Origin of the sequence: Bacteroides sp. AM54-2NS (genome assembly GCF_003602935.1) — a bacterium.
Classification (GTDB): Bacteria; Bacteroidota; Bacteroidia; order Bacteroidales; family Bacteroidaceae; genus Bacteroides; species Bacteroides xylanisolvens.
The window spans coordinates 26,913-52,867 of record NZ_QTMZ01000004.1; the positions used below are offsets into that span (position 1 = coordinate 26,913).

Annotated in this window: 15 protein-coding genes and 1 pseudogene; 1 reads left to right on the top strand and 15 read right to left on the bottom strand. The window is 41.9% G+C overall.

Annotated elements, in window-relative coordinates; all coding sequences use genetic code 11:
* The 3 genes from DXA05_RS03540 to DXA05_RS03550 form a co-directional block, all read right to left on the bottom strand.
* Entirely contained in the window at positions 1-1,203 is a 1,203-nt protein-coding gene (locus DXA05_RS03540) for a FecR domain-containing protein (RefSeq protein ID WP_049702267.1), read from the bottom strand.
* 113 nt (positions 1,204-1,316) lie between these two features.
* Positions 1,317-1,889, bottom strand: a complete 573-nt coding sequence (locus tag DXA05_RS03545; protein ID WP_004299529.1) for a sigma-70 family RNA polymerase sigma factor — start codon at positions 1,887-1,889, stop codon at positions 1,317-1,319.
* Positions 1,890-1,994: 105 nt separating this feature from the next.
* Complete coding sequence (locus DXA05_RS03550) at positions 1,995-2,984, bottom strand: glycoside hydrolase family 43 protein (RefSeq protein ID WP_118029770.1); 990 nt, start codon at positions 2,982-2,984, stop codon at positions 1,995-1,997.
* A 164-nt stretch (positions 2,985-3,148) separates the two neighbouring features.
* On the opposite strand from DXA05_RS03550, the gene DXA05_RS03555 reads away from it, so the two are divergent.
* A complete protein-coding gene (locus DXA05_RS03555; RefSeq protein WP_128858802.1) occupies positions 3,149-4,252 on the top strand; it encodes a glycoside hydrolase family 43 protein in 1,104 nt (367 codons plus the stop codon).
* 1 nt (position 4,253) lies between these two features.
* On the opposite strand, the gene DXA05_RS03560 is transcribed toward DXA05_RS03555, so the two are convergent.
* From DXA05_RS03560 to DXA05_RS03605, 12 genes and pseudogenes are all read right to left on the bottom strand, one after another.
* Entirely contained in the window at positions 4,254-7,202 is a 2,949-nt protein-coding gene (locus tag DXA05_RS03560) for a glycosyl hydrolase 115 family protein (protein ID WP_128858803.1), read from the bottom strand.
* A gap of 27 nt (positions 7,203-7,229) precedes the next feature.
* A pseudogene (locus DXA05_RS03565) lies at positions 7,230-8,752 on the bottom strand (sulfatase-like hydrolase/transferase).
* A 198-nt stretch (positions 8,753-8,950) separates the two neighbouring features.
* On the bottom strand, positions 8,951-10,963 hold the full coding sequence (locus DXA05_RS03570; RefSeq protein ID WP_225450215.1) for an alpha-glucuronidase family glycosyl hydrolase: 2,013 nt from the start codon (positions 10,961-10,963) through the stop codon (positions 8,951-8,953).
* Positions 10,964-11,122: 159 nt separating this feature from the next.
* Positions 11,123-11,539 carry a hypothetical protein gene (locus DXA05_RS26960; RefSeq protein WP_284515391.1) on the bottom strand — a complete coding sequence of 139 codons (417 nt, stop codon included), beginning with the start codon at positions 11,537-11,539 and terminating at the stop codon, positions 11,123-11,125.
* Positions 11,527-12,042: a DUF1735 domain-containing protein gene (locus tag DXA05_RS26965; protein ID WP_284515392.1), complete on the bottom strand. Its 516-nt coding sequence runs from the start codon at positions 12,040-12,042 to the stop codon at positions 11,527-11,529. Before DXA05_RS26965 ends, DXA05_RS26960 begins: the two co-directional genes overlap by 13 nt.
* A gap of 28 nt (positions 12,043-12,070) precedes the next feature.
* A complete protein-coding gene (locus DXA05_RS03580; protein ID WP_284515393.1) occupies positions 12,071-13,438 on the bottom strand; it encodes a RagB/SusD family nutrient uptake outer membrane protein in 1,368 nt (455 codons plus the stop codon).
* Complete coding sequence (locus DXA05_RS26970) at positions 13,387-13,854, bottom strand: hypothetical protein (protein WP_284515394.1); 468 nt, start codon at positions 13,852-13,854, stop codon at positions 13,387-13,389. The genes DXA05_RS03580 and DXA05_RS26970 overlap by 52 nt, the downstream gene beginning before the upstream one ends.
* 9 nt (positions 13,855-13,863) lie before the next feature.
* Positions 13,864-16,635: a SusC/RagA family TonB-linked outer membrane protein gene (locus DXA05_RS03585; protein WP_032852725.1), complete on the bottom strand. Its 2,772-nt coding sequence runs from the start codon at positions 16,633-16,635 to the stop codon at positions 13,864-13,866.
* 24 nt (positions 16,636-16,659) lie between these two features.
* Positions 16,660-18,558: a RagB/SusD family nutrient uptake outer membrane protein gene (locus DXA05_RS03590; RefSeq protein ID WP_087322861.1), complete on the bottom strand. Its 1,899-nt coding sequence runs from the start codon at positions 18,556-18,558 to the stop codon at positions 16,660-16,662.
* Positions 18,559-18,579: 21 nt separating this feature from the next.
* Positions 18,580-21,744 (bottom strand): TonB-dependent receptor, encoded by a 3,165-nt coding sequence (locus tag DXA05_RS03595; RefSeq protein WP_128858805.1) that lies wholly within the window; start codon positions 21,742-21,744, stop codon positions 18,580-18,582.
* Positions 21,745-21,893: 149 nt separating this feature from the next.
* A complete protein-coding gene (locus DXA05_RS03600) occupies positions 21,894-23,831 on the bottom strand; it encodes a glycosyl hydrolase 115 family protein (RefSeq protein ID WP_232305843.1) in 1,938 nt (645 codons plus the stop codon).
* Between the two features lie 351 nt (positions 23,832-24,182).
* Positions 24,183-25,685 carry a DUF6377 domain-containing protein gene (locus DXA05_RS03605; RefSeq protein ID WP_241149817.1) on the bottom strand — a complete coding sequence of 501 codons (1,503 nt, stop codon included), beginning with the start codon at positions 25,683-25,685 and terminating at the stop codon, positions 24,183-24,185.
* Positions 25,686-25,955: the final 270 nt, after the last annotated feature.

Sequence of the window (25,955 nt, forward strand, 5' to 3'; positions counted from 1 at the left end):
CTATTTCTTTACTACTCGATACGTTTTATATTGTTCATCATAGGCATAAGAAATTGGTGCAACAAAGGTTAATCCATTAATAACTGTTTCAAAGCTGTCTTTCAAATCGATTTTTCCGGAACATTTTATTTTACTTAGCGCTGGGTCAAATTCTACATTCACACCATAATAGGTAGACAGGCGTTGCAAGACTATTCCCAAATCGGCACTTTGGAAACAATATAGTCCATTTATCCACGATATTGCCTGTTCTACATCTACTTGTGATATATTTTCCTTTCCATCGGCAGAACTGAACATCTGATTAGGAGCCAAAATCGCTTTCGGAGTCCGGGCTGTCTCTACCTGAACACATCCTTGCGCCAGCACTACACTTCTAATTGCTTCCGACTCATACGCCGTTACATTAAATTTAGTACCAAGCACCCTGACATTCATATCTTTGGTCCGCACATAGAAAGGGCGGTTTTCATCTCTGGTTACTTCTATGTAGATTTCTCCGTCCACATAGATTTCACGTTTATCTTTTTCAAACTCTACCGGATAAATCACTCTCGTGCCGGCATTCACCCAGACTTTAGATCCATCGGCAAACGTCAATACCGATCGCTTTCCACGCGGAATGACCAATTGATTGTAAGCTGCCGATTTTTCCTTTTGTATACTTTCCTGATTTGTTTTGATTTCTACGGAATCATACGTAATCTCCGTTTCTTTTTCTTTCAGGCTCACTACGTTATCTTCCGCCAAAATCAACAGTGTTTCCTCCGTCAGAGGCAAATCAGCTTTGGTATTCACTGCAAAAGTGGCAATATCCGGATCCAGCACCGAAGAATAACTCTTTAATAAGAAGAAACATCCCACAAGAATAGCAACACTGGCCGCCGAGCTCAATCCTATTAAGAAATAGTTCTTACGTTTCGCCTTCTCCTTATTTATATTGGTTGCCTGTATACGAGTCCATAAATCATCCGTTTCCTCGTTTGAAAGTACTTCTTCTTTCTCTTTTGAAAAAACCTCCAAATATCTTTTTGCTGCTATATATTCATCTATATTGGAAGGATTCATCTGTTCAAATTCATCCCAGAACTTCTGTGTTTCTTCCGTAGGATGATTCATGGAAGAAATAAAGAAATCATTCTGAAGGAATTCTTCAAAAGTATATAGGGAAAAATCTGTATGTTTTTGTTCAGAGTTCATCATTTTCATTGTCTTTACGTATGAATAACAGTTGTACTTTCATTTTATACTCACCTTTTCCGAAGTTTTTTCCACTTTTTTTTGATTGACAGGAAAAATAGGCTGATTATTCTCTCTTATTTTCTCTTAAATAAGTCCCGGATACGTCCCAAAGCCCGTTGAATGGAGTTAGAAACAGATTGATTATTCATGTCTGTCACCTTACTTATTTCATCAATACTCATCTCTTTGATATATCGATAATAAATAATTTCACGCTGTCTGTCCGTCAATACAGACATCATAGTATGTACGGTTGCCTGAACTTGTTTTTCCTGTTCATTATTAATATATATAGTTTCCGGAGTGGAGGGGGATTCGTCAACCGTCTCTTCTCTCTCACCTATTTCATCAAACGAAAGAGAATCTGTTGTCTTTTTTAGCGCATTAAAAAGAGTGTTTTTCAACGCTACCGTCAAATAAGCTGCAATATTATCTGTTGGGGCTAACTTTGCACGATTCATGTGGATTTTCACAAACACATCATGTATGCAATCTTTAATTAATTCTTTGTCTGAAGTATATAATAGTCCGAATCGAAACAGATCTTGCACCGTTCGATTATAGATTTGGGTATACGCACTCGAATCTCCCTCGAGAAACCTTTTCCACAAAAGGGAGTCGGAAAGAGTGTGTATATCTGGGTTCATTATAATAAGTATGTTTGATTTACAAGGACAAAAATAAAACAATAAATCAAAAAAAGCCCATCTTTATTAAAATATTAATTACGGATGGACTGAACTTTTCAGATTTTACTTCAATGGGCTTGCCTCTACTCCCTCGAAAGTCATCTTTATGGGTTTTATTTTTCCATCTTTATCAAAGTACATACGGTCAACGCAGGTCACACGAGCGTTTCCATCCGTTTCACCCAATGGATGGCGATGATAAATGATGTACCATTCATCCTCTCCCGGCCCTTTTACAACTGAATGATGGCCGGCCCCTGTTCCAATATTGGGATCCCTCTGTAATATTTTTGCTTCTCTTTTGAAAGGTCCGAACGGTGAGTCGGCAATGGCATAAGCAACACAATAATCCGGTCCGGTCCAACCGCCTTCTGACCACATAAAATAGTATTTTCCGTTACGTTTCAACATAAAAGGTCCCTCTACATATTTTTCGGGGGTTACTTCCTTATAAAGGGTACCATCTTCAAACGGCACGATACTCAACAAGTCCGGGGCCAGTTTCACCATATTACAATGTCCCCAGCCACCATAATACATATAATACTGTCCGTCATCGTCTTTGTAAACAAACTGATCGATCGGTTGCGCACCATTTACAAATTTATCAATCAGAGGTTTGCCTAACGCATCTTTAAATGGTCCGGCAGGATTGTCGGCCACAGCTACACCAATACCGCCCAGTTCATTATTGCTTTGGATATCATTCGCACCGAAAAATATATAATATTTATCATTCGCATGAATCACGGCAGGTGCCCACAAAGCACGTTTAAACCAACTAATATTCTCTTTTGATAACACTTTCGGGTGCTTTGTCCAGTTCACCAGGTCTTTAGATGAGAAGGCATCCATGAAAGTCTGTTCGTCATAAGGCGCCGAATACGTAGGATAAATCCAGTATTCATCCCCAAATACAATTCCTTCCGGATCGGCATACCATCCCGGAAATACAGGATTGCCACTCGTCTTCGGTTGTTGATTGGCTTTTTGTCCAAATACAGACTGGGAACAGCAAATAACACTAAGAAGAATAAGGTGCTTCAGTTTCATACAATATCAATTTTAAAGTTCGTGCCACAAAGATGAGAAAAAACAACTAGAAATTCAATAAATACAAACCAATTAAGGATAAATACTAACCAATCTGCAAAAAAAAGATGATTTATCAGGATTTTGTGCTTTCTTTGCAGTGTCATTATTAAATGAAAAATACCATGAAAAGCAGATTGTTATTACTAGCCGTACTTTTAGTCATTATTTGTGCATCCTGTCAACCCAAGAAGAAAACAGAGCCGGAAAAGGAAGCCATAACAGGAGCTACTTATACAAATCCGCTACGTGAAAGAGGAGCAGAGCCATGGGCTGTTTTTTATAAAGGGAAATATTATTATACGCAAGGCTCTGAAAGCAGAATCATGCTCTGGGAGACCAGTGATATTACAAATTTGAATGACAGTCTTAGAAAGCCGGTATGGATACCAACCGATCCAAGCAATTCCCATCACTTATGGGCCCCCGAAATGCATCGCATCAACAACAAATGGTATATTTACTTCGCAGCAGACGATGGTAATATGGATAATCACCAGATTTATGTAATTGAAAACGAGGCTGATATTCCTACAGAGGGTAAGTTTGTTATGAAAGGGCGCATACCGACCGACAAAGATAACAACTGGGCAATTCATGCGAGTACTTTCGAACACAACGGACAGCGTTACATGATTTGGTGCGGATGGCAAAAACGAAGAATTGACAGCGAGACACAATGTATTTACATCGCTTCGATGGAAAATCCGTGGACTCTTTCTTCCGACAGAGTTCTGATTTCCAAACCTGAATATGAATGGGAGTGTCAATGGGTGAATCCCGATGGCAGCAAAACAGCCTATCCGATCCATGTGAACGAAGCACCTCATTTCTTCCAGCCGAAGAATAAAGATAAAGTATGCATTTTTTATTCCGCCAGCGGTAGCTGGACTCCCTATTATTGTGTAGGATTGCTAACAGCAGACGCCAATGCCAACCTGTTGGACCCTGCTTCCTGGAAGAAACATCCGACACCCGTATTTCAGCAGAAACCGGAGAATGAAGTTTTTGGCCCCGGCGGCAGTTCTTTCGTCTCTTCACCGGATGGAAAGGAATGTTATATGCTTTATCATGCCCGTCAGATACCGAATGATGCTCCGGGTGCAATGGACTCACGTACTCCCCGCTTGCAGAAAATAGAGTGGGACAAAGATAGGATGCCTATACTGGGAATACCGGATAAAGCCGGAGAACCCATGGCAAAGCCATCTGGTTCTCCAATCAATTAGACTAATTACATTTTGTACTTTCAGGTCCAAGGTATGAACGTTTTAATCCTCCCATGTCGATGACTATTTTCTGAATGACGACCCCGGGATCACCACAACGTATCTGTAGGGTGTGTTTGCCCGGCTTCTTCACATACAAAGTAGATTTATTCACTCTACAATTCTTCAGTACACTATCATACCAAACTTGAGAATACTCAATAGCAGAAGTAGATGGAGTAGAAATAGAACCATCATCTATACGGACACTATACTTTGTGTCCGAATTAGTATGTTCCGGCAATTTATAGTCTCGCTCTGCGTGTAAAGGGAATGTAGGTAGAACATAGGTATACACATCATAAATCCCGGCATTAAACGTATAAAAATCATATTCCACTCTACGTACATCACCAGCACGATACATCTGTAAGGGAGATATAGGATTCCCTAATTGCAAAGCACACCCTTCAACCCCAACCCCGGGAAGAATATTCATTTTTATGTCATTACTCTCAAACTTACGATGAAACCCTGCAGCCGGAATAGAGACATACCCATTCTCTTCCATATATACTCCTTGCATCTCATCACGCACAGGAGACGCCGGATTAAAAACAGAAACCAATACACATTCTTTTTGATCATTAGAACTAAACTCCACAGCACCTTTAATACTCTCTCCAACCGGAACTTTCTCCCAATCAACAGATACCCTGATTCGGTCCTCTGTCGGAGTTTGCCCAGCTTTTTGAGACACTATAATCCAATCGTCCGAGGGCTTTGCAGTCCAACTCAAATCTCCACTTCCTTGATTATACACATCGATCCAATGGCTTTTACGAGAAAAAGTGTTATAAACAGGCAAACTATGATAGCTCAACCCACCTTTATCCAAAATTTCACTTTCTGCCTGAAGAGCTAATTTAGGAGCACCAACCGGTGTATAACTTTCTTCCATCAACGGGAGCATAAAGTAAGAACTGGAACCTTCATAATTCTGTTTCAAAGACATCATATATTTCCATTTCCCGTTCAACAAAGAATTATACCCTTCAGTTATGATTTGCAGACTATCATGGTAATTCTTTACCTTCTCCTTTATCAAATTAGCGGCGGCACGCTGCTGACGAACATACTGCCGATAATATTGTCCTTTTATAGTCATGTGGTTCATCAGTTCGGCACCTTTCACCGGGTAGTATAATAACTGATAAAAAGCCGGCTGACTGTCTTTATCCAAAGATGCCAAAAGATTTTCCGCTTTCTTCCCAATGCGGCTATATTCGTTCAGACGATTTTCTGCTTCATTATAATTGGCAAAAGAGAACTCCGTATCCGTACGTTTCTCTCCCCCGCCCCAATAATTATTCCAATATCCCCAACCCATATATTCCGGTTTCCGGGAAAAAGCCAAATTGATATGCGAAGAAGTGATATCTTCAAATACGCTATAATACTGTTCCCCAAACATCTTTGCCAACCAACGGGCGGGATAGGTAACCACATTATTCGCATTAAAGCTATCTATATCATAAGCCATATCAAGGAATAAAGAGACTTGCATTTCGGCTCCTTTTAAATCACCGCAATTAGCCAGCCAGATACGGTCTGCCGTCGTATCATAAGCCTTTCGGAGTTCCTCATACATCAGAGCCGGGGGAGTAGTACTGTACCACAAATAGCTATGGGGAACTCCCAGATAAGAGACATGGTAGTAAACACCTGCACGCCCGGAGCGCTTCTGTTCATGCGGGCCACTTAAGCGCTTCATGTAGCCGAAGTTATCATCCGGCCAAATAATGGTTACATCATCCGGCAATTCCAATCCATTCGAATAGATTTCCAACACCTCCTTGTATGGAGTAAATGCCTGTGGAATTGTTTCAACCGGTCGATCAATATGTTCTGCAATCAAATTACGCTGGTCTTTCAACGCACTCTCCAGCATTTTGACCTTTTCTTTCATGGGGACATCACCTCCTCCCATTGCCGCATCATGCAATCCTCTCAAAGCCAATGTATATACATTCTCATAAGCACAGTTTTCCTTTACACGGTTTCCTAGAACTTCATTAATTTTATCCTTATTTTTACCATAATCCCAAGGCCCCATCGTTTTTGAATTCCATTCACTAGCTGTATTTAACAATAATGGTTCGCAATGACTGGACCCCATTACAATAGCAAAAGTATCTGCCACCAACTTATTTTCAGGTATCTTATAAAATGCGGTCGACACCGGATGCATGGCAGGAGCCAGATGATTGGCTTTCAACCGTAACAACAATTCGCATATTTTGGCATAAGTACGGGGACCTATATTGCCACGCTCTTTCTCAAAAGTCTTAGCGGCCCAAGGTTTCAGTCCCCAATCTTCATCATTCAGAAAAACACCTCTATATTTCACGGAAGGGGTCTTGGAAACAGTGGTGGGAGCATCCACATAAAGTGTTTTATGTTTCTTCACAGGGACATCCGCCCACCAATACCAAGGAGACACACCTGCCATTTCCGAAAGAGAAAACAAACCGTAAGAAGCTCCTCGCCTGTCACTTCCGGCTACAATCAGCGCTTTATCTACTCCTGGAAAAGGATGATTAACTGTCTGGATCAGATAACGTTCCCATGCTCCTTCCAAAGGAGATATATCTATTTTCCCATTGGAGGCTAACTGACGAATTGCCTGATTCTTTTCAATAGTACCGACAATAACCACTGTTCTTCCTTTCTTCCATTCATCTGCCAATTTTAATCTCTGTCCTGTGACATTTTCAATATCAGACACAAACAGTTCGGCAACCTTCTTTACAACCGGGTAATCATTGGCATCATAACACACGGTCGCCTTTATTTTCGATGCGACTAATGGGAAAGCATATTTACTATGTTTTACATTCTCATTCACAACCACTTGTGATTGCAGGGCAGATGCCACTACCAATAATATTAATAGCGAAAAGATTCTCATTGATACAGTAGTTCTAGTTATTCAGTTCTATTTCTTTTTATCTTCAAAATGATAGTTATATGGATTCCGCTTAAAATGGTAACGATTTCTTGGCACCGGCAATGGGTCTTGTACACGCAGTTCCCAAGTCATCAATTCTTCCAGCAATTCCATTTGTTTGGAGGCATATTTCTTTTTATTATAAAGATTATTAATCTCGGAAGGATCGGCTTTCAAGTTATACAGTTCACCACGACCATAATTGTCGAGTACTAGTTTCCAGTCATCTTTGCGAACCATACGTTCAGTTCCGCTTTGTGTCCAGGTATTCAGTTCGTCAAAGTGAGCTATTTTATTGGGTTGCAAAGCCCCCTCTTTAGCAAATGTCAACGGTTCATCCCGGGTGAAATCTTCACCACCGAATCCCTGTTGTACAATTACACTCGAAAATTCTTTCTTGGGGTACGATTTACCCGTCAACATCGGCCATAAACTGCGTCCTTGCACTCCAAGAGGTATATCTGCACCGATTGCTGTACAAATAGTAGGAAATACATCAGCAATAGAAACATGTGCATCCATAGGAGATTTTTGCGGATGAATGTTATATCCTGCCCAAATCATCGGAATACGGGTCAAACATTCGGGCACTCCTGCACCTTTACGAATCAAGCCATACTCCCCACAATAATCCCCATGGTCTGACAGGATTACAAAAATAGTATTTTCATAAAGCCCGGCTGCTTTGAATCCTTCAATCAGACGTTTGGTCTGGTCATCAATCAGACGAAGCATTCCTAAATAATTTCCACGCAAACGAGGAAGATCTTTTGCCAGATTCGGGCAGGCTGTATCTTCCAATTCCGCCAAAATCTCATACTTATTTCCTTTTTTAGATAAATCGTTCCGGCTAGTCAAAGTTGCCGGTATCTTTTCCGGAGAAAACATTGAGAAATAAGGCTCTGATATCTGATATGGATTATGCGGTTCAGGCATTGAAACCCACATAAAGAATGCGGAATCTTTTTGCTGCTCCGCCCAAGCCAAAGCTTTGGTAACCATTTTCACCGGATTCTGCGCTTCTGCCGGGAAAGGGGTGGCTTCCAAATATTGACCTCTCGCTTTATTATTCAGAAAAAATGCAAAGTCCTTATCTTCCTGCGTGTCACGCTGATTCTTTCCCCAATGAAAATATTCCTCACAATAATCAAAATCTTTCCCTTTCACATGCGCATGGTTCTTTCCCACTAATGCCGTCTTATATCCTTGTTCTTTAAACACTTCGAGCATATCTTTCTTATAATACATATCGGGAGTGTTGTGGTTCGTACGGACATGCGTAGCAGTCGGATAACGTCCTGTAAACATGGAACAACGCGCAGGCATACTAGCAGGAGCTACCGTATACGCCTTATCAAACCAGACATTACTCAATGCCAGCGAATCGGCAAAAGGAGTGACAGCCATCGGAAAACCTTCGCGACCACACAAATCAGCTCGCTGTTGGTCGGTCATGATGATAACAACATTGGGTTGGGTGTTTGTGCCAGCATTGGAATAACATTAACCATACTGGAAATCGCAGAGATTGAAACTAAAACTTTTGTATTCATATAATAAATTCTTTAATCGTTCACGCCCAAAGTTCGACAATTCATTTGACAAACTACGAAAATAGCTGTTCAATAAAGGACAAAAAATGACAAATAGTCCAGTTACAAACACACGATGAGCCTATTGACCACGATCAATAGTTATACACAGAGCAATTACCAATATTGACTAAAGAAATTCAAAGCCGCCTGGTAAAAGACCTTTGTATCTCTTTGCTCTTTATATAGGCTCTCCAATACTTCTTCATATCTAACCGGGTCAATCTTATTCCGGATAGATTTCCATAGCCCGATGTTCACATCAACCTGCTCAATGCCTCGTTTCAAATTAGATTTGAACTCTTCACGTAATGACTTCCCGGATTTCATTTTATGCGACCACGGCACGTTGTGGAAACAAAGCAAGTAAAGTTCGGGACACTGTGACAAACTGTTGAATATATCCTTGTTGTATTTAAAATATTGAGACACATAGTTCGTTCCTTTTGTGGTACGATCAGTGCCGATAGACTCTTTGCTCACATGCCACTCTTTGTTTGCACGCTGTTCGAACCCCGCCGTATAATGGTCTTCCCGCTTCACAGTAAATCCCAAACTGTAAGGGGCATGAGCACAAACAAAGCTCTCCCATGTGGGCATCATCATTTGCCGGATGACTTCCAGCGTTGCTTCGTCACAATTCCATGTAGACTTTATCCAATCGGATGTAATACTTTCGGTCGATTCTTCCGGATTCCATGCCAGACGCCCGAAAGCATACCAGTTGGCTTGGGCAAAGTGATGAGCAGTCCAATTGCGCGAACGACCGATATTGCCTACTCCTGCCATGCCAAGCATACGCGACGGGAATGTCTTTCCGGCGATAATATTCGACACAGTACTTCCCTTTCCGTTACAATATGTATCGAAATCGAGGAAAGTTTTCCTCCACATGGGCAACAGATACACCAAGCTAACAGAACGCCCCAAGTACTCTTGCGTAATCTGGAGTTCAGGGAACAAAGGAGTATGGCGCATGGCTCCGAACAACGGTTGAGCCGGTTCGCTAGGCTGAAAGTCAAGCGTTCCGTTTTTGGTTTGCAACACTACGTTTTCGTCGAACTGTCCGTCCAAAGGCTGAAACTCCTTATAAGAACGTTTCATTCTATCTTTATCAATCTCCGGATTGTAGACAAAGGTGCGCCAAAGCACAATGCCTCCATGAGGTTTGAGTGCACGGGCTAACATATTGGCGCCATCCACATGGCTACGATGATAATCTTGCGGACCTGCCATGCCTTCAGAGTTGGCTTTTACAAGGAAACCTCCAAAGTCAGGTATCAGACTGTAAATTTCGTTGACCTTATCCATCCACCACTTTTGCACTTCGGGATTGAGAGGATCGGCTGTATCCAGATGTCCAATTCCGACACCTCCCCATTGTTTCCCCACGTCTTTGGTCGTAGAAGGTTTTACGGGAGCAGCAAAGTTGGGTGCAAGATACACCTTGATGTGATACTTGCGGAAGATATCAGCTAACGCAGCAACCTTCTCTAAATAGTCATGTCCTAAGATGCGCGGATCGGCATTAACATTATTCAGAATCACGGCGTTGATGCCGATGGATGCTTCCGCACGGGCGTAGTCGGTATATCGAGGTTCGATTTTCTTTGGCAAATCGTCCCATGCCCACAATCCTTTTCCAGCATAGCCGCGTTCTACCGTTCCACCCAGACCTACCCAATGATTGATCATACGGAATTCCAATGCAGGAATTTCTTTGATATTTAACTGTTCAAGCGGATATCCACATTGTATCAATCGAATCAAGTGGAACGTACCATAAAGAAATCCTGCATCGGAATAGGCTTGAAGTGTTATCCTCTTTTTACCACTGCGGATGATATATCCTTCCTCTCCCAGCCCTTTATCTTTACAGAAACTCATTTGAATTCCCACCGCATTATCCTGAACAAATATTGGTGTAACTGTCAGTAACGCCTTCAAAGCACGCTCCAGTTCTTCTCTTATGACTTCATCGTATCGGCTTCCGGGCAGACTAATGTGACTACCATACCGAATGGCAGATTGTTTTAAGCCAGATTCGGGAAGAGGTTTATAATTCATCCAAAGTTCATACCCCGTATCTACAGTGGATAACGTCTGTTCCTGACCAAAAAGATAGCTCATACAGCTCAAAAAGAAGAACAGAACTATGCTAAAACAACGAAAACAGTGATTCATGAGTTTCTATTTTATCGTATTAAAACTTTATTTTGTCTGAGCGCAGCTTCAAATCAAGCCACTCCCTTCAGATATATCTTTCTCATTTTTACTCCTTTTTTATAATTACCAAGTCTCTACACGCAAATCATAAAGCGGATCTTGACGCAACACCAATTTCTCCACCACATGATAATATTTGCCACCGTTCTCATACGTATATTCCAGATCGAATTGCGGTGCACGCGTACCTACTTTCGCTACATAATCGTAGTCGCCCTCAATCTTATAAGTACCCGATGCATTAGTGATTGCAGCTTTACCGCTCACTTCTTCCACTGTAACATTATTATTGGCATCCATCGTCAACGTCAAACTACCAACTGTCTCCAACTTATCACCTACGCCCGGGCACACCACTACACGCGGTTCCATTGTTTTAAAAGTGGCAGTAGCACATTTGATAATATCTTTAGTATTACCATAACTTACTGGTTCGCCGACAGGATTTCCTCCAGCATCAACTTCGGTTACGTTTCCCATGCGGTAATAAGTACCGGCATAAGTACTGATGTATTTAATAACGGCAACACAAGTCTCTGCTCCTTCGCGTATAGCTTCATTGAATTCTCTGTCATTCGAAAAGGAAGTGCATAGTAATCCGTCAAACAACGCGAATCCTCATAGAAAAGATTGGTAAAAGTGATCCCTACATCGGCTACCGGAGAGTTCGATTTACGCACCCGGAAATATTCCGGATCCGCCAGTGTATAATAGTTGGCGGGAAGCAACGTTTTCCCCGTTCCTTCAAGCAAGGAGGGGTCAATGGTAAATTTCGCCCAATCATTCATGTCTATTTCACGTTTCCCACCAATAGCCACTCCGACATAAATGTTCATATCACGGTCGCTAATCACAGTTCGCAGCGGCTTTGCTACAGCAAAGCCCATATCAGCTCCTTCGTAATCGTGGGTATAGTCGTCATAACACGCCGTAATCCCAACTAACAGCAGGAGTGCGGACAGTAAAAGTTTTGCAGATTTCATACTTTCTTCTTATTATAGTTAAACACAATCACCATCCTTTATTATTGATAAGATTCGGATTTTTCTGTACCTCTAAATAGGGTAATGGCATGTAATAATAGCGAACATCGTTTAATGGGCGATCTTCTACCTTCACCACCTTGAATGCCTCATCGCCTGAACCGTCACGAGTAACCTGCATTCCATAAATAGGTTCATTGAGAGGTAACAACCAACGCCGCAAGTCCCAAAAGCGTTGATTTTCAAACGCAAATTCAATTCGACGTTCATTTTGTATCAATGTACGGAATGTTTCTTTCGAGGCAGCCATCTCGTCCAAATAAGTCACATCGGTAATTCCACCTGACTTCTCCCGAATAGTTTTTATCACGTCGTAGGCAGACTTGGTGCATCCGGGTCCCACAACTTTCGGTCCGAAAGCTTCATTGGATGCTTCGGCGAAATTGAACCATACCTCTGCTTTGCGCAACATCGGATTATAGTGACGGGAATCCTGTTCTTCAAGAGGTTTCAAAAAGTCGGCAACCGTATTCATAAACTTTGCCAGGTAATAACCTGTACGTGTAGCATTTACGTTCATGTAACCGGAATCTTTTCCACCTGGAGTAACGTCGATATACGAGCTGTTGGCTCCAAATTGACGTCCCTGATAGTAAAGATTCACATCGAAGCGGTTGTCACGCTGGCAATCATAAGGATCGGTTTCGTCATACAACGACCGCGAATCGGTTATGGGAAATCCATTTTTTGCCGGGAAAGCATCAGCCAAATTCTGCGAAGGCGTAGTCTGCGCATTCCCAAAATAGAAAGGCGGATAATGCCGTTGCTCCAAACCATGATTACGTCCCACAAATGTGCGAAAAAGGAATTCGGCCGATTGGGCATCCCCTCCATCGTACAGATCTTTCGGAACTAATGCCGAATAGTTTTTCATTCCACTCATCGCCAACACTTCATCGGCATAATTAGCCACACGTTCCCATTTGGCTTGGTAAGCCGTTTCGTCCACCACCGTATAATCGCCCATGCCGTTCAATCGTACTATGTTATCTGGCTGATAAGCAGGGCTGGCCGCATAGAGCAGTGTTCGTACTTTCAGTGCTGCGGCAGATAATCCCGAAGCACGACCAAATGCTTGGTCGCCCAATATAGCATCCCCTCCGGAATAAGTCAACGGAAGTAACGCCATTGCTTCGTCACAATCGTAACAAATTTGCTTAACGCAATCTTCATAACTATCGCGCGAAAAACTTTCCGGATGCGCCGCTTCTTCCGGAGTAATATAATGTGTTACGATAGGATAGCCCAACACTTGTCCGTTATCGGTCTTTCCACCATACATTCTCAACAGATTGAAACTGCACCATGCTCTAAGAAAAATAGCTTCTCCACGCAAACGTTTTTTGTAAGCTGATCAATTTCGTCGCTAGAAATGCTATAGCGTATTTCATCCGTAAGTCCATTGTCGAGGAAAGTATGAATACGTTGCAGTTGATCATAACAAGCACTCCAATTTCCCAAGGGATTGTTCGTGCGGCTAAAGCCGCCCTGTCCGGCACGATAAACACTGGAATCGTAAACACGTGTCATGGCATTGTCTGTTGCCGCATCCAGAAAGTTGCCATCCCATGCATCAGGGACGGTCAAAACATCCTGATAAACCGAGAGTAGCACACCTTGTGCCTTTTCAGCGTTGGTCCATGTATCATCCACCGACCATTGATTGTTCATCTTGGTATCGAGATCGGTGCAGGCACTTACGATGCCTGTAACCCATGCAAGGACTATTATGTATCTAAATCTTTTCATCATTTCTTTCATTTAGAAGTTAATGGATATTCCGCCCGTAATGGTTCGGTAAGTCGGATAGTTGGTCAAGCCGGACAACATACGTTCGGGATCTAAGTCTTTGATGCCCGAAAGTACAAACAAATCGGTTCCCCTCACAAAGAATTTGAAATCTTTTCCTATAAACTTGCCCGTTTTATTGGCAAGCGTATAGCTCAACTCCACATTCTTCAGACGGAAGAACGACCCGTTTTCCGACCAGAAAGAGGAATTGCGGGAGTTGTTTGCTCCGGAGGTGGTAGTCAGTCTGGGCTGGGTCCCGGTAGGATTGTTTACCGGATGATAACGGTCGAGCGCCAATACGGAATATCCATCCAGTCCGTTGTTCCAATAGTACGAACTGGAAAGTATATTCGTGACGCCTGTCGTAGCTGTACCCAGTATGTAAAGGCCAAAACCTTTGTAATTCAACGAAAGATCAATACCCATCGTGGTAGTGGGGAAACTTTGTCCCAAATCGGTTACGTCATTATCATTAATCATATTGTCACCATTCAAATCGGCATAAGCGATATCACCGGCCTGATAGGCACCATAGCTTTGCAACGGATGCCCAGCCAACTGCACGTCTTTACCAAACAATCCTTCTGCCTGCAAACCAAAAATTGTACTGGTGGAACGTCCCACGCTCTTACGATAGTCTTCGATGTTATCTAATTCATCGCTCTTACGCAATTTGTTTTTGGTAAAAGTAAGGTTCACCCCCACATTGTAATGAATCTCACCTATTTTATCTTGCCACCTTACTTGCGCATCTATGCCTTGGTTCATTACTTCACCGATGTTTTCGGCAGGAATAAAGTCTCCCACTACAGCAGCATATTTAACGGTGTTCTTTCCTATGATATTCTTACGCATTTCACGGAAATAGTTCACGTCAGCCGAGAGGCGGTTGTTGAAGAAGGTTCCCTCTACGCCTATATTCAATTCGTTGGAATATTCCCATTTCAAGTCCGGATTGCCATAACGCACCAAATCGGTAGTTGGACCTCCGGTACTAGGTTTGTGTTCGAATTTATCACCATTCTTCCAGTTGGTACGATAAAGGAAATGCCCCGTATTGCCGGCATATCCCAAATGTCCGTAATTAATCTTCAACTTTAACGAGTTAACAGCCTTTACATCTTTCATGAAGTCTTCCTTAGAAATCATCCATGCCCCCCCAATGGCATAAGCAAAGAAGTAGCGGTTACTGCCGCTAAAGCGGTTCGACCCCATAGCTGAAAGAACGCCTTCCACAAAATAACGCTTATTGTAAGCGTAATTACCACGAAAGGTAAAAGTACCATTTTTCACATCTTGTGTATTACCGGTTTTCTCTTCAGTAGTATAACGGAAAGCGGCTTCTGCCAATACATCGTGCAAATCGAATGAATGCTCATAGTTTACGTTAGCACGCCATCCAAAGTTACGATATGTATCGTTGGATGAGATAGATTGCTTTTTTGGCAAATTCAACTTCTTACGCTCCGTGAATCGAAGCACTTCCTCCCCTTCGTCATCAAGGTAGCGTTCGATAGAATAAGTAGGATAAGCATTACGTAACTGTTGACGCAAGTAACTATAATTATCAAATGTCATATAAGCATTTGCCGTCAGACCTTCAGTCAATGATTTCAGGTCAAACTTCAATCCTAAATTGGTCTGACTATTCACATAACGTTCCGAAGTGTTACCTCCATAAGCCATATCCATATACAGGTTGTTGGTCTTGCGGACACTGGTTCCGAATATCAAAGACGATTCGTCGGTGGTGACTCCATCGCGACCATTAATATCTTCCGGAGCAATCATGAAAGGATATTCGTTGGGACGAAGGGTAGAGATTTCACTAAACAGCGTGGCTCCATCCACAGCCCCCCAATCTTTCTTCTCAATCCGTCCTGCTACATCAGCCGAAGCAGTCAGAAAGTCGGTAATGCGCAAATCCAAATTACCTCGCGCGTTGATACGATTCAAATTCGAACGATCACTGACTTTTTCCAAACCTGAACTGCCGGTATAGCCTACTGTCACGGCATAAGTCGCTTTCTCTGTACCTCCGTTCAATTCGATCGTAGCCTTGCGGAATGTACTTGCGTCACGTAGAAATTCTTTGTAATAATCGACATTAGGATAACGCAAATCATTCACCCCCTTCGAATTCTTATAACCTTCAAGATCAGTTGCCGAATAAAAAGGCTGTATACCATCGTTTACACAAGCTTCATTGAACAGCGTAGCATAGTTGTAGGAATCAAGAAATTCCGGCATACGGGTAACCGGTTGTATGCCGTATTCCAATCCTACACGAATCACGCGTTCGTTGGCTTTTCCCCGTTTAGTACGAACGAGTATCACTCCATTCGTAGCCTGCTCTCCATACATAATTTTAGCAGTGGCATCCTTTAAAATCTGTATAGATTCGATTTCTTCGGGCAGGATGTCGTCAATCGGACGTTTGATACCATCAATAATCACGATAGCTTCGCTCGTTCCATTGTTGTGCAGACCTCGCACATAGAAAGTAGAGTTATCATAACCGATACCTCCCACATTAGGGATCGCTATCAGTCCGGCAGCCTGTCCTTGCAACGCATTCGACAGTTGCAAGGTAGGATACTTCTTCAGGTGATCCATATTGACCCGGCTCACGGCACTTACCGAATCCGGCTGTTCTTTTTGGGCATTCGCAACAGATGTTATCCCCAGAAAGAAGATGGCTGCGAACAATCCTTTTAAGAATCTATTATAACTATTTCTCATAAATATCAAAATATTAAAGTGTTATTACCAACCGGGATTCTGCTGCAAATTGTGAAGTGCATCCACATCGTGTTGCGGCAACGGATACCAATAGTTGCGCATATTCGAGAATCCGCGAATTTCTTTCTCCATGTCAAACACCGTATAAGTAAAACTTGCCGGACGTGTACCAGACTTGCCGTCAGCTGAATCTTCATAACTGCCTACAGGATCGAAGTAAACTCCCTTTATCGGATAAGGTTCGTTAAACAGTGTGTGCATGATCATCCAACGACGAACATCCCACCAACGGTGGTTCTCAAACATCAGTTCTACTCCCCGTTCCCGACGATAGGCTTCGCGGAACTTTTCGGGATCAGACACGATGTCGGAAGGAATATCCGTCACACCGATACGATTGCGAATAGTATTAAGGGCTTCTTCTGCCGTCATACCACAGTCTTCTACTTTAGCGGTCGCACTTCCGGTAGCTTCAAAAGAGGCTTCGGCAAAATCAAGGTAAAGTTGCGTAGCACGGATAAAGACGGTTTGAGCAATCTTTTGCAGGAACGGTTTGGTTGTTCCTAACGTTTGATCATGGCGATAGTTTGCTTCCGGCCATAAAAACTTCCGGCACATAAATCCTGATAATTGTCGTCCGTTGGTATGTTTCGAACTTCCATAGTTATTGTAGGCTGTGCAACCTCTCCACAAACGAATGTAATAGGGCTTGCCACTTGCATAGGTTCCCCAAGTATCACCAGGAATAAGAATGTTGTTGTAGAAACGAGGATCACGATCAATGAAAGCATGTTCCGGGTCGAATTTGTAACCCGACCGGGTATCATTAATCGGATAATAAATACCATCCGCTCCTTTGCGCTCGTACATATTTACCGCATTCAGTGTAGGACAAGAAATAGCGAATGATTCCGAGCCGGTTCCTCCCGTCATATCAGCATAAAGCCAGAAAGCACGTGCGGTCTTGGAACGATCGCTATCACTGGGTATTCTGCGTCGCCACCAGATAGTCTCTACACGCTTGAGTTCCGTATCGGGAAACCAAAACAGGTTCATATACTCATCGGCAGTTGCCAGTCGTACACCTGTTTTCGCTTCATTCTGCTTCATATAGGTGATAGCTGCCCATGCAGCCTTTGCAGCAGCCTTTGCACGTTCCTGATCATAGCTTTTTATTTGAACAGAGTTCAGGTCGTTCTGCATCAATGGACTGGCGTCATAAAGCAAAGCCATCTCTTTGAATGCCAGAGCTGCTAATTTAGTAGGACGGCCATACTGGTTATCGGGCCAAGTGTCAGGTAGCATGGAAATGGCTTGATCTATATCGCCTATCATCCATGCACTACTTTCATGATAGGTGACACGGGGAATATCGTCGTCACCACCGGCAAATACTTTATCCAGAATCGGCATACCTCCATAGCGTTTGATGACGTTGAAATAGAACCAAGCACGATAAAAATAAGCCTGTCCCAGAATTTCATTACGTTGCTCTCCCGTCAATGGTACTTTATCAATATTAGCAATGACCCGATTCACTATGCGTATGGAAGGAAGTGCCTTACCAATGGGAGTATTGTTGCCATTTCCGATCTCTGTCACATTGGCCGCCTTATCGGTAGTCAACCATGCCCCGGAAAAAAACTTGGCAAAAACGGTTTTATTGTATGTCGCAGACATTTCATCCGCCATTACACCTACATACGTGCGTTGATTCTTTCCATCATCTGCACCTTCAAATGTGTTATAGGCTTCCAATTTAGGATATACTTGATCCAAAAATCCACGGATGGACTCATAACTGCTATATACAGCCTCTTCCGTCAGCCCACCGGAGTCTTCGCGCTTATCCAGAAAGTCTTCGCAACCTGCCAAAAACAGGAAGAGTAGTCCAACCACTGCGTATTTATATGTTTTCTTCATTGAATTCATCGTTTTAATAGATTAAAATGAAACTCGCACGCCCGAAGTAAACGAACGTAAGATAGGATATTTGGCTTGTTCGCCCTCGGGGTCAATACGGTCGTCGCCGCCCCACCAAGTGAGTAAATTGTTTCCGGTGACGTAAACTTGCAAACTCTTCAACCCTACCGTTTTCAACCACTTCTTGGGCAGATTGTATCCTAATTCCATGGTTTTCAGTCTCAAGTACGAGAAGTTTTGATAGCGGTAAGTACTTTCGGTTCCATTAAAAGCACCGTCATTTGTCAGGTGCAAAGCGGGTGCTCTCACACCGCTAGTATTGGCTGTTTCTGGTGTCCACGCATTCATCACATCAGGCTGCGCATTAATTTTCCCGGATTTAAACGAAGCGGAATAAACAGAATTTACCAATTTATAAACACCGGTAGACGCATAAAACATAGCACTGAAACTCAACCCTTTCCAATCAAAGCCCAGATTCAAGCCATACGTGTGTAACGGATAGTTGAGCTCGTCTACTGCCACTTTGTCCTGACCATTGAGAATTCCATTGGAATCGAAGTCAATGTAGATAAAGTCGCCAGGCACCACCTGACCGGGAGCTACCGAATTGATGGAACCGGTCTGCGCATTATTAAATACATCATCGATAGTTTCATAATTACCCACCGCCAAGTAGCGGTTTTGATGCCCGATAGGTTTTCCCGCCTCTTTCAAATGGTTGGGACCGTTGACAGGGTCATCGCGAAATACTACCCTATTCTCGCTCGAGGCCAATGTGAAACCTACATGATAACGGAAATCGGAACCTATTTTATCGTTGTAATGCAGTTCTAACTCAAATCCATGGTTCTTGGTGGAACCAATGTTTAATGCATTGAACTTGGCTCCCGTAATGAAAGAAGTAGTTTGAGGCTCCATCAGAATGTCTTTACGTTTTTCGTCAAAAAGATCGAGCGTGATGTCAAGCTTGTTCCACAATCCAATCTCAATACCCAGATTTTGTTTCGTTGATTTCTCCCACGTGGAATTGAGGTTGGCTACATCTCCTTCATGATACAAAGGCCCCCAAATCTGACCGGAAGCATCTGTACCCAACGTGATGTTGCCGTCCGAAGTAAACTGCTGTATATAGTTCCACCTCTTGGCACCTGCATCGGAGCCTACCTTACCCCACGAATAACGGAACTTGGCATTTGTAAGTACCTTGCCTATACTTTTCTTGATAAACGGTTCTTCCGAAAGCCGCCATCCCAAGGAGAACGAAGGGAACAAACCAAACCGTTCTCCACGGGCAAACTTCTCGGAACCAGTATACGAGATATTCATTTCCGTAAGGTAACGCTCTTTCCAGTTGTAGGTGACACGCCCCACCCAGTCTTCATTGTAGTTAGGGAAACGCATATATTGGGTATTGTTCTCCGTGTACCTTTCGTCATAGATTTTACGGTTGACCAAAGCAAGCGCACTTACATTATGATCGTTGAAAGATCGATTATAAGCAACAGAAAATTCATAATAGAAACGACGCGTATAGGCATCCAATCCGTCCCACATAGTCACACCGGGAGGCAGAGGCACCGATTCGGAAGTCGGAAGCCTTTTATCTTCTATCATCGGATAGGTGATGGTCCCATCGGTATTGACCACCGGATTGGCATAATCATAGACTCGGTGATACCGGACAATGGATTTTAAGGCTTGATCGGCAGAGCCTCCTCCACGATAAACATCGGTATTGGTAGTCGACGAAGACGAATAAGATACTTTTGCAGCCACTTTCAATCCTTTGGTGATGAAATCCAGTTTCTGCTCCAAAGATGCATCATACCACCCCTGAAACGTTTTACGAAGTTTGGCACCTCCCAGATTCATGTTGGCCACCGGATTCTTTTCTTCATCATCACCCCAATTGCCATCAGAATACATAATCGGATGGTCGCTAGTGGATTCGGTCAGAATACGATTAAAGGGACTGTCGTTATCAATCGACTTGTTACGATAACCCATGCTACCGGCTATGTTAATGGATAGCTTGGTAGACTTGGTGAAGTTGAAGTCGAAATTCGACCGCCAATTGTACCGTTTGTAGGTATGCCGCGGATCAAAGTCGTCATTCTTTTTCAGGTCGTAAATATCTCCATCACCCTGATAACCCGCCGAAGCAAAATATTTCATATAGTCGGTTCCACCACGTATGTTGATATTATAGTTTTGAGTAAATCCGCCCGTTATCAATTCATCCCACCAGTTAACATAGGGAAACACATCGTTGTAAGCTCCATAGTTGCCTTCTGCATAGGCTCTGCTCCATGCATCAATGGTAGATTGTGGTATCAACTTGTCCCAACTGGCATCGTTGGCCATTGCCATGTTATAGGCCTGCATGGCAGTAACGTGATCAGCAAGCTTCATGCTTGTGGTCGGTGATTTAAAAGTGTAATTGGCAGAAAAGTTGATGACCGGAGCCGTATCAGTACCTCTCTTGGTTGTGATAAGGATAACGCCATTACCACCACGAACACCATAAACAGCTGTTGCCGAAGCATCTTTCAACACGGAGATACTTTCGATTTCGTTCATGTCAACATCATTCATGTTACGCTCGATGCCATCCACTAACACCAACGGATCGGTATTGTCCCAAGTACTTTTCCCACGAATATACATTTTAACCTCATTGTCGCCCGGCATGCCCGACGAATTGATGGCTACCACTCCATTAAGCTTTCCTTGCAGCGCTTCGGATACCGAGTTTACACTACCACCTTTCATCAGTTCGTTACCACCGGTTTGCGTGATGGAACCTACGCTGGTGACTTTCTTCTGCACTCCATAACCCACCACTACAACTTCCTCCAATTGCTTACTATCCTCTTCCAGAGAGATAATAGCATCCTTTTTCAAGTCAGCTACCTTTAAAAGTATCTCCCTATATCCGATATAAGAAATCTTTAGCACAGCATCGGGAGTCGCCGTTAATGTAAAATGACCATCCACATCGGAAATGGTTCCATTCGAAGTTCCCTCAACGGTGATATTCACACCGATCAAAGGCTCATTACTTTTTGCGTCTACTATTTGCCCTTTGATGCTGTGATTTTGTCCCCAAAGCAAAGGAGGAGAAAGCAACAGGGACAGAAAAAGCAGGCACATCCACTTTAGTTTCATGCTTTGATGTCTCATAGTGATTCTATTTAATTAACAAATTTATTATGAAGCGAATTAGCATTTTAATATATTACGCCTTTCGCCTATTAAAATATATCATTCAATCAATGACCTCATCATATTCTTTCCCAAGGAGAGAAAGAATATGATAAAGATTTGCCTTATTATATTTTGTTACGCAGTTCTCTTAATAGTTTAAGCTTGGCTGGAATATTAAATTTACCATCTGCCGAGTCGCCGGCATACCAAGTTGAGAACACTCCTTCTTGGGTATCATATAGTGCATCACGCGCCTCTTCCAATCGCCGGATAGCAATATCCAGGTTTTCTGCGCGCTTACTACTTTCTTTTTCTTTATAAGCAGAGACAAAATGATATAATGAATGGCTCAATGCTGCCATATAATGACAAGGAGCAGCCAAATTATCCCTAAAAAAACGTTGGTCTTGCTTTGGCAAACGTTTTAAAAGATTCTCACAACGTTGAGAGACTTCCTCAAAACGCACAGCTGTCTTTTTCATACCTGCAATCAATGAATCAACTTGGTTATTGCCATCAATGCGGAATGAACGTCCGGGAACCCGTTCAAATCCTATGTCATAGAGCGGATTCGGAGAAAAATCGCTAAAACGTTTACCTATCTGATCGAAAACACGGGAATAACGCAAATCCTGGAATATAAACTGACGTTCCATTCCCGGAAATTCAGACAGTTTCTGCTGCCAATAAGCATAGTAATAGTCGTGATAAAGCTTGGCTACTTCTTCAGCATATTTTTGTCCAAAATATTGAGAACAAAAATCAATCAAGAAAGAATCTGTATTATATGCTTGCATATCCCACATCATACGAGCATTAGCGGACATTTCCATCACAAACTCCCTTAAATTACCGGCATTAACCACCGAAAAAGTTAGCGGACCGCGGGTATTCACATAACGATAATTGGCTTCCATTTTCCAAGGGCCTTCTGCAGGAGCCAGATGGGCGCCGGTTGAAGTAAATTGGAGATTCATATAATAACCTAGCTTCACTTGTTTCGTCGTATCGAATGAGACCAAATCATCATAAGGATAATGATCTCTCCGTCCTGCAACAAAAGTCCAGAGCATATTTTTACCTGTTGGAGGTTGTAAATAACCTTTAGCCAACAAATCAGAAAGCTCATCATAAAAGGTCATTCGCACGAAAGGATCCTCTTCACCGGTTGCTTTTTTTATCATAGCCAGCTGTATACGGATCATACGGTTAATAATATCTGCACGTTCCTTATCATCTTTCGGTGCATCAGAGAATGCGGCCCAAAAAGGTTGGTCATTTACACCACGAAAAGCAATCTGCCACAAGTTTTCCTGTTTGTTGCGACATACCGTCTCTATACTATATTGCCAAAACTCAATCAAAGCTTTCTCATTCGACAAAAGTAGCTCCGGTGGTTCGACGCCACGTACTTTTCGCCAATATCCTGCCCAATTCATTAAATTATTGTTGCAAGCAACATGATGGTGAGAAGTTAGTACAAGTCCATATTTGCGTAATAAAGCAGCCTGACTATTCAGTTTATAATCAGGATAAGTAACCGTTGCCTCTAATTCTACCGTATTCAGTTTTAACCGAAGCATCGTTTCAAGCCACAGCTCATCATTCTCTTTTGACAACCGCCTCCAAGGTTTGAACAAATCTGTATCATTAGGAAACCATGCGCGATACCTGACTTGTGGTGACTTCTTAAAATAGTCAAAGCTTGATTTTATCTCTACCTGTTTCTTATACTGTGGTTCCCACGAGCAAAAATACCATAAGGGCGGCACTCCTAAAAATAACTCGCTAAAAGTATAAATGGCATAAATAGCTCCACGCATATCCTTTCCATGAAGATAAATGCGCTTTTCTTCCGGGCTACAATATACCCTGTGAGATTCAAAACCATCCAAAGGACGGATAAATCGTGACTGAAACAAAGGGGTATCCACCGCCTCATTTATAATAACAATATCGATTTGCTGTGTATCATCAGTATTCTGAAAGATTTCAGGTTTATAATGCATCACCTTCTCAAAATCTTTGCATAAAGTTTTTGCTGCCAATTTTACTGGCTCCATTTCGTTCTTGGATAGTAGAATCTTGAAATTTCCTTTCTGCAGCTTTAAAGAGGAATTTGTATCTATTGCCAGAGACGGGATGGAAACCCCAAATAAAGCAATTAGATGTAATAAGAATAATCTGCTGTAGTTCTTCATACTTTTCACGGTTCTTTGTTGATTTAAGCCATTTACATTCTTCGTTAATCGAAGCATAGGCAAAATTAGAAATTACCTACCGAAAAGTATAAGGTTACACCCGCTGTATAATAAAAATATAGGATTTTACAACCCACATAGCACTATTAATCAATTATTTATCGTCCCATAACAAGGATAAAAATATAGGGATTCGCACATCCTTATATAACCCTAAAGACCTATTTTTCTGACATCTTTTTCAAAATTTGCAGGATCAACTGCTTTATTTCGAGTGCGAACTCTATAATTATAAACTGTATTCACAGAATACCCCAAAATCTCCGAAATCTGTTCAGATTCTGTAATTCCCAACCGGATCAAGGCAAAAATACGCAAAGTAGAATTTAATGCACCTTTATTTTCCAGAACAAACTTATCATCTGGTTGAAGCAATGAATTGAAGCTCTCGACGAATGTCGGGAACAGAGACAAAAATGTCCGGTCAAAATCGGCAAATGCACTTTTCCTGTTAAAATCCGAATTCAGATTATGAATCATCGAGGAAAGAGAATCATACTGTTTGCTATCCAGTTTTTGCTGTCCTACTAATACAAAATTATCGAGCTGGTTGACCAGTTTAAAAGTAGCATCCAGATAATGTCCTATATAAGAGTTCTTAATCCGGTTTGCTTCCGACAATTTCAAATTCAACTTTTCCAATAATTGGCGAGAACGTCGCAGATGCTTCATCTGCATCAAAATGTAAATGATAGCTATTATTAATACAACCGCAAAAACAGAACTTAAAATAAAACTATCTTGAAAAGTCTGCCGTTTAACCTGCTCTATACCCAGTTTTTCCCCAACAAAAACAGGGAATAATGTTCCGATAACGTTAATCCTATGACGCGTTCCATAAAAAGTTGCGTCTTCAAAAGCCTCATTTATATATTCGGAAGCAAGATTCACATCATTTTTATAGTAGTATAGCATAGTCGCCAGTCCTCTCATAGACACTGATTCTTTTGTGGCACTACGGATATCATTTACAGCTGCCTTCACATAATAGTGAATAGCCTCATCATTCAGTTCCAGTTTACGGTTGACATACGCCATCGTGGACAAAAGAACAGAAAGCGTTTCCGTATCAGTAGTATCACATAGTTCCAAAGAGCGTTGATAAAGTTGTTTGGATTTAGCTAACTTATCTTCTTTCAGAGCTACTTTTCCTCTTACATAATAGATTGTCGACGAATCGGAAAGATAAGGCAAACTTTCCATCAAAAGTTCATTCCCTATTTGGTTATACCTGGATGAAAACACATTATCCTTAGTATAATCTGCCAAATCGTGGTAAACACGTCCAAAGCTAATATAATAGTCTGACAAGACCTTTGCAGGCAGTACTTCTTTATCAATTCGAATAGAGGAAAGCGAATCGATAGCTTCTTTAAAAAAGCCTCCTCGCGCTAAAATATATCCCAATCGGGTTCTGGCATCTACTCTATATGCGGAGCTGTCTATATCATTAGCTATCCTACACAACTGGGTAGCATAATGAAAGGCCGAATCAAAAGAATATAACTTAAATTCATTATACAAATCTACATTGACCTGAAACTTTTCTTCACATGTCATCCTGTTCGAATTAGTATTCAAGAAGTTCCGGATAGAATCTATATCATTCAATTTCATTTGATTATACACATCTTTCTGTTGCAAAGCGAGTGACATTTGTTTAGCAACTTCCTCCCTATATTGAAATGGCTTTCCACTTGTACAACCCATATAAAATATAGAAATAATAATAAAGAATATTATCCAAAAGTCCCAAACGTATTTTTGTCTATGTTCCTGCATAAATATCAAATAAGAATAGATTAACAATCATCGGTCATACAAAAATATATAAAATCTCATATAAAAGAAACTTTTTAAGACTATTATATTTTTGTATCCTGATATTACATTACAAAGGTGTACATTATTTCCAATATCATATAA

Coding starts and splice junctions, on each gene's coding strand:
- DXA05_RS03550 (WP_118029770.1), bottom strand. CDS start 2,984: ATGAAACTGAAGCACCTTATTCTTCTTAGTGTTATTTGCTGTTCCCAG.
- DXA05_RS03555 (WP_128858802.1), top strand. CDS start 3,149: ATGAAAAGCAGATTGTTATTACTAGCCGTACTTTTAGTCATTATTTGT.
- DXA05_RS03560 (WP_128858803.1), bottom strand. CDS start 7,202: ATGAGAATCTTTTCGCTATTAATATTATTGGTAGTGGCATCTGCCCTG.
- DXA05_RS03585 (WP_032852725.1), bottom strand. CDS start 16,635: ATGAGAAATAGTTATAATAGATTCTTAAAAGGATTGTTCGCAGCCATC.
- DXA05_RS03595 (WP_128858805.1), bottom strand. CDS start 21,744: ATGAGACATCAAAGCATGAAACTAAAGTGGATGTGCCTGCTTTTTCTG.
- DXA05_RS26970 (WP_284515394.1), bottom strand. CDS start 13,854: ATGATGAAAAGATTTAGATACATAATAGTCCTTGCATGGGTTACAGGC.
- DXA05_RS03600 (WP_232305843.1), bottom strand. CDS start 23,831: ATGGAGCCAGTAAAATTGGCAGCAAAAACTTTATGCAAAGATTTTGAG.
- DXA05_RS03545 (WP_004299529.1), bottom strand. CDS start 1,889: ATGAACCCAGATATACACACTCTTTCCGACTCCCTTTTGTGGAAAAGG.
- DXA05_RS03590 (WP_087322861.1), bottom strand. CDS start 18,558: ATGAAGAAAACATATAAATACGCAGTGGTTGGACTACTCTTCCTGTTT.
- DXA05_RS03540 (WP_049702267.1), bottom strand. CDS start 1,203: ATGATGAACTCTGAACAAAAACATACAGATTTTTCCCTATATACTTTT.
- DXA05_RS03570 (WP_225450215.1), bottom strand. CDS start 10,963: ATGAGCTATCTTTTTGGTCAGGAACAGACGTTATCCACTGTAGATACG.
- DXA05_RS26960 (WP_284515391.1), bottom strand. CDS start 11,539: ATGGGAAACGTAACCGAAGTTGATGCTGGAGGAAATCCTGTCGGCGAA.
- DXA05_RS26965 (WP_284515392.1), bottom strand. CDS start 12,042: ATGAAATCTGCAAAACTTTTACTGTCCGCACTCCTGCTGTTAGTTGGG.
- DXA05_RS03605 (WP_241149817.1), bottom strand. CDS start 25,685: ATGTCACTCGCTTTGCAACAGAAAGATGTGTATAATCAAATGAAATTG.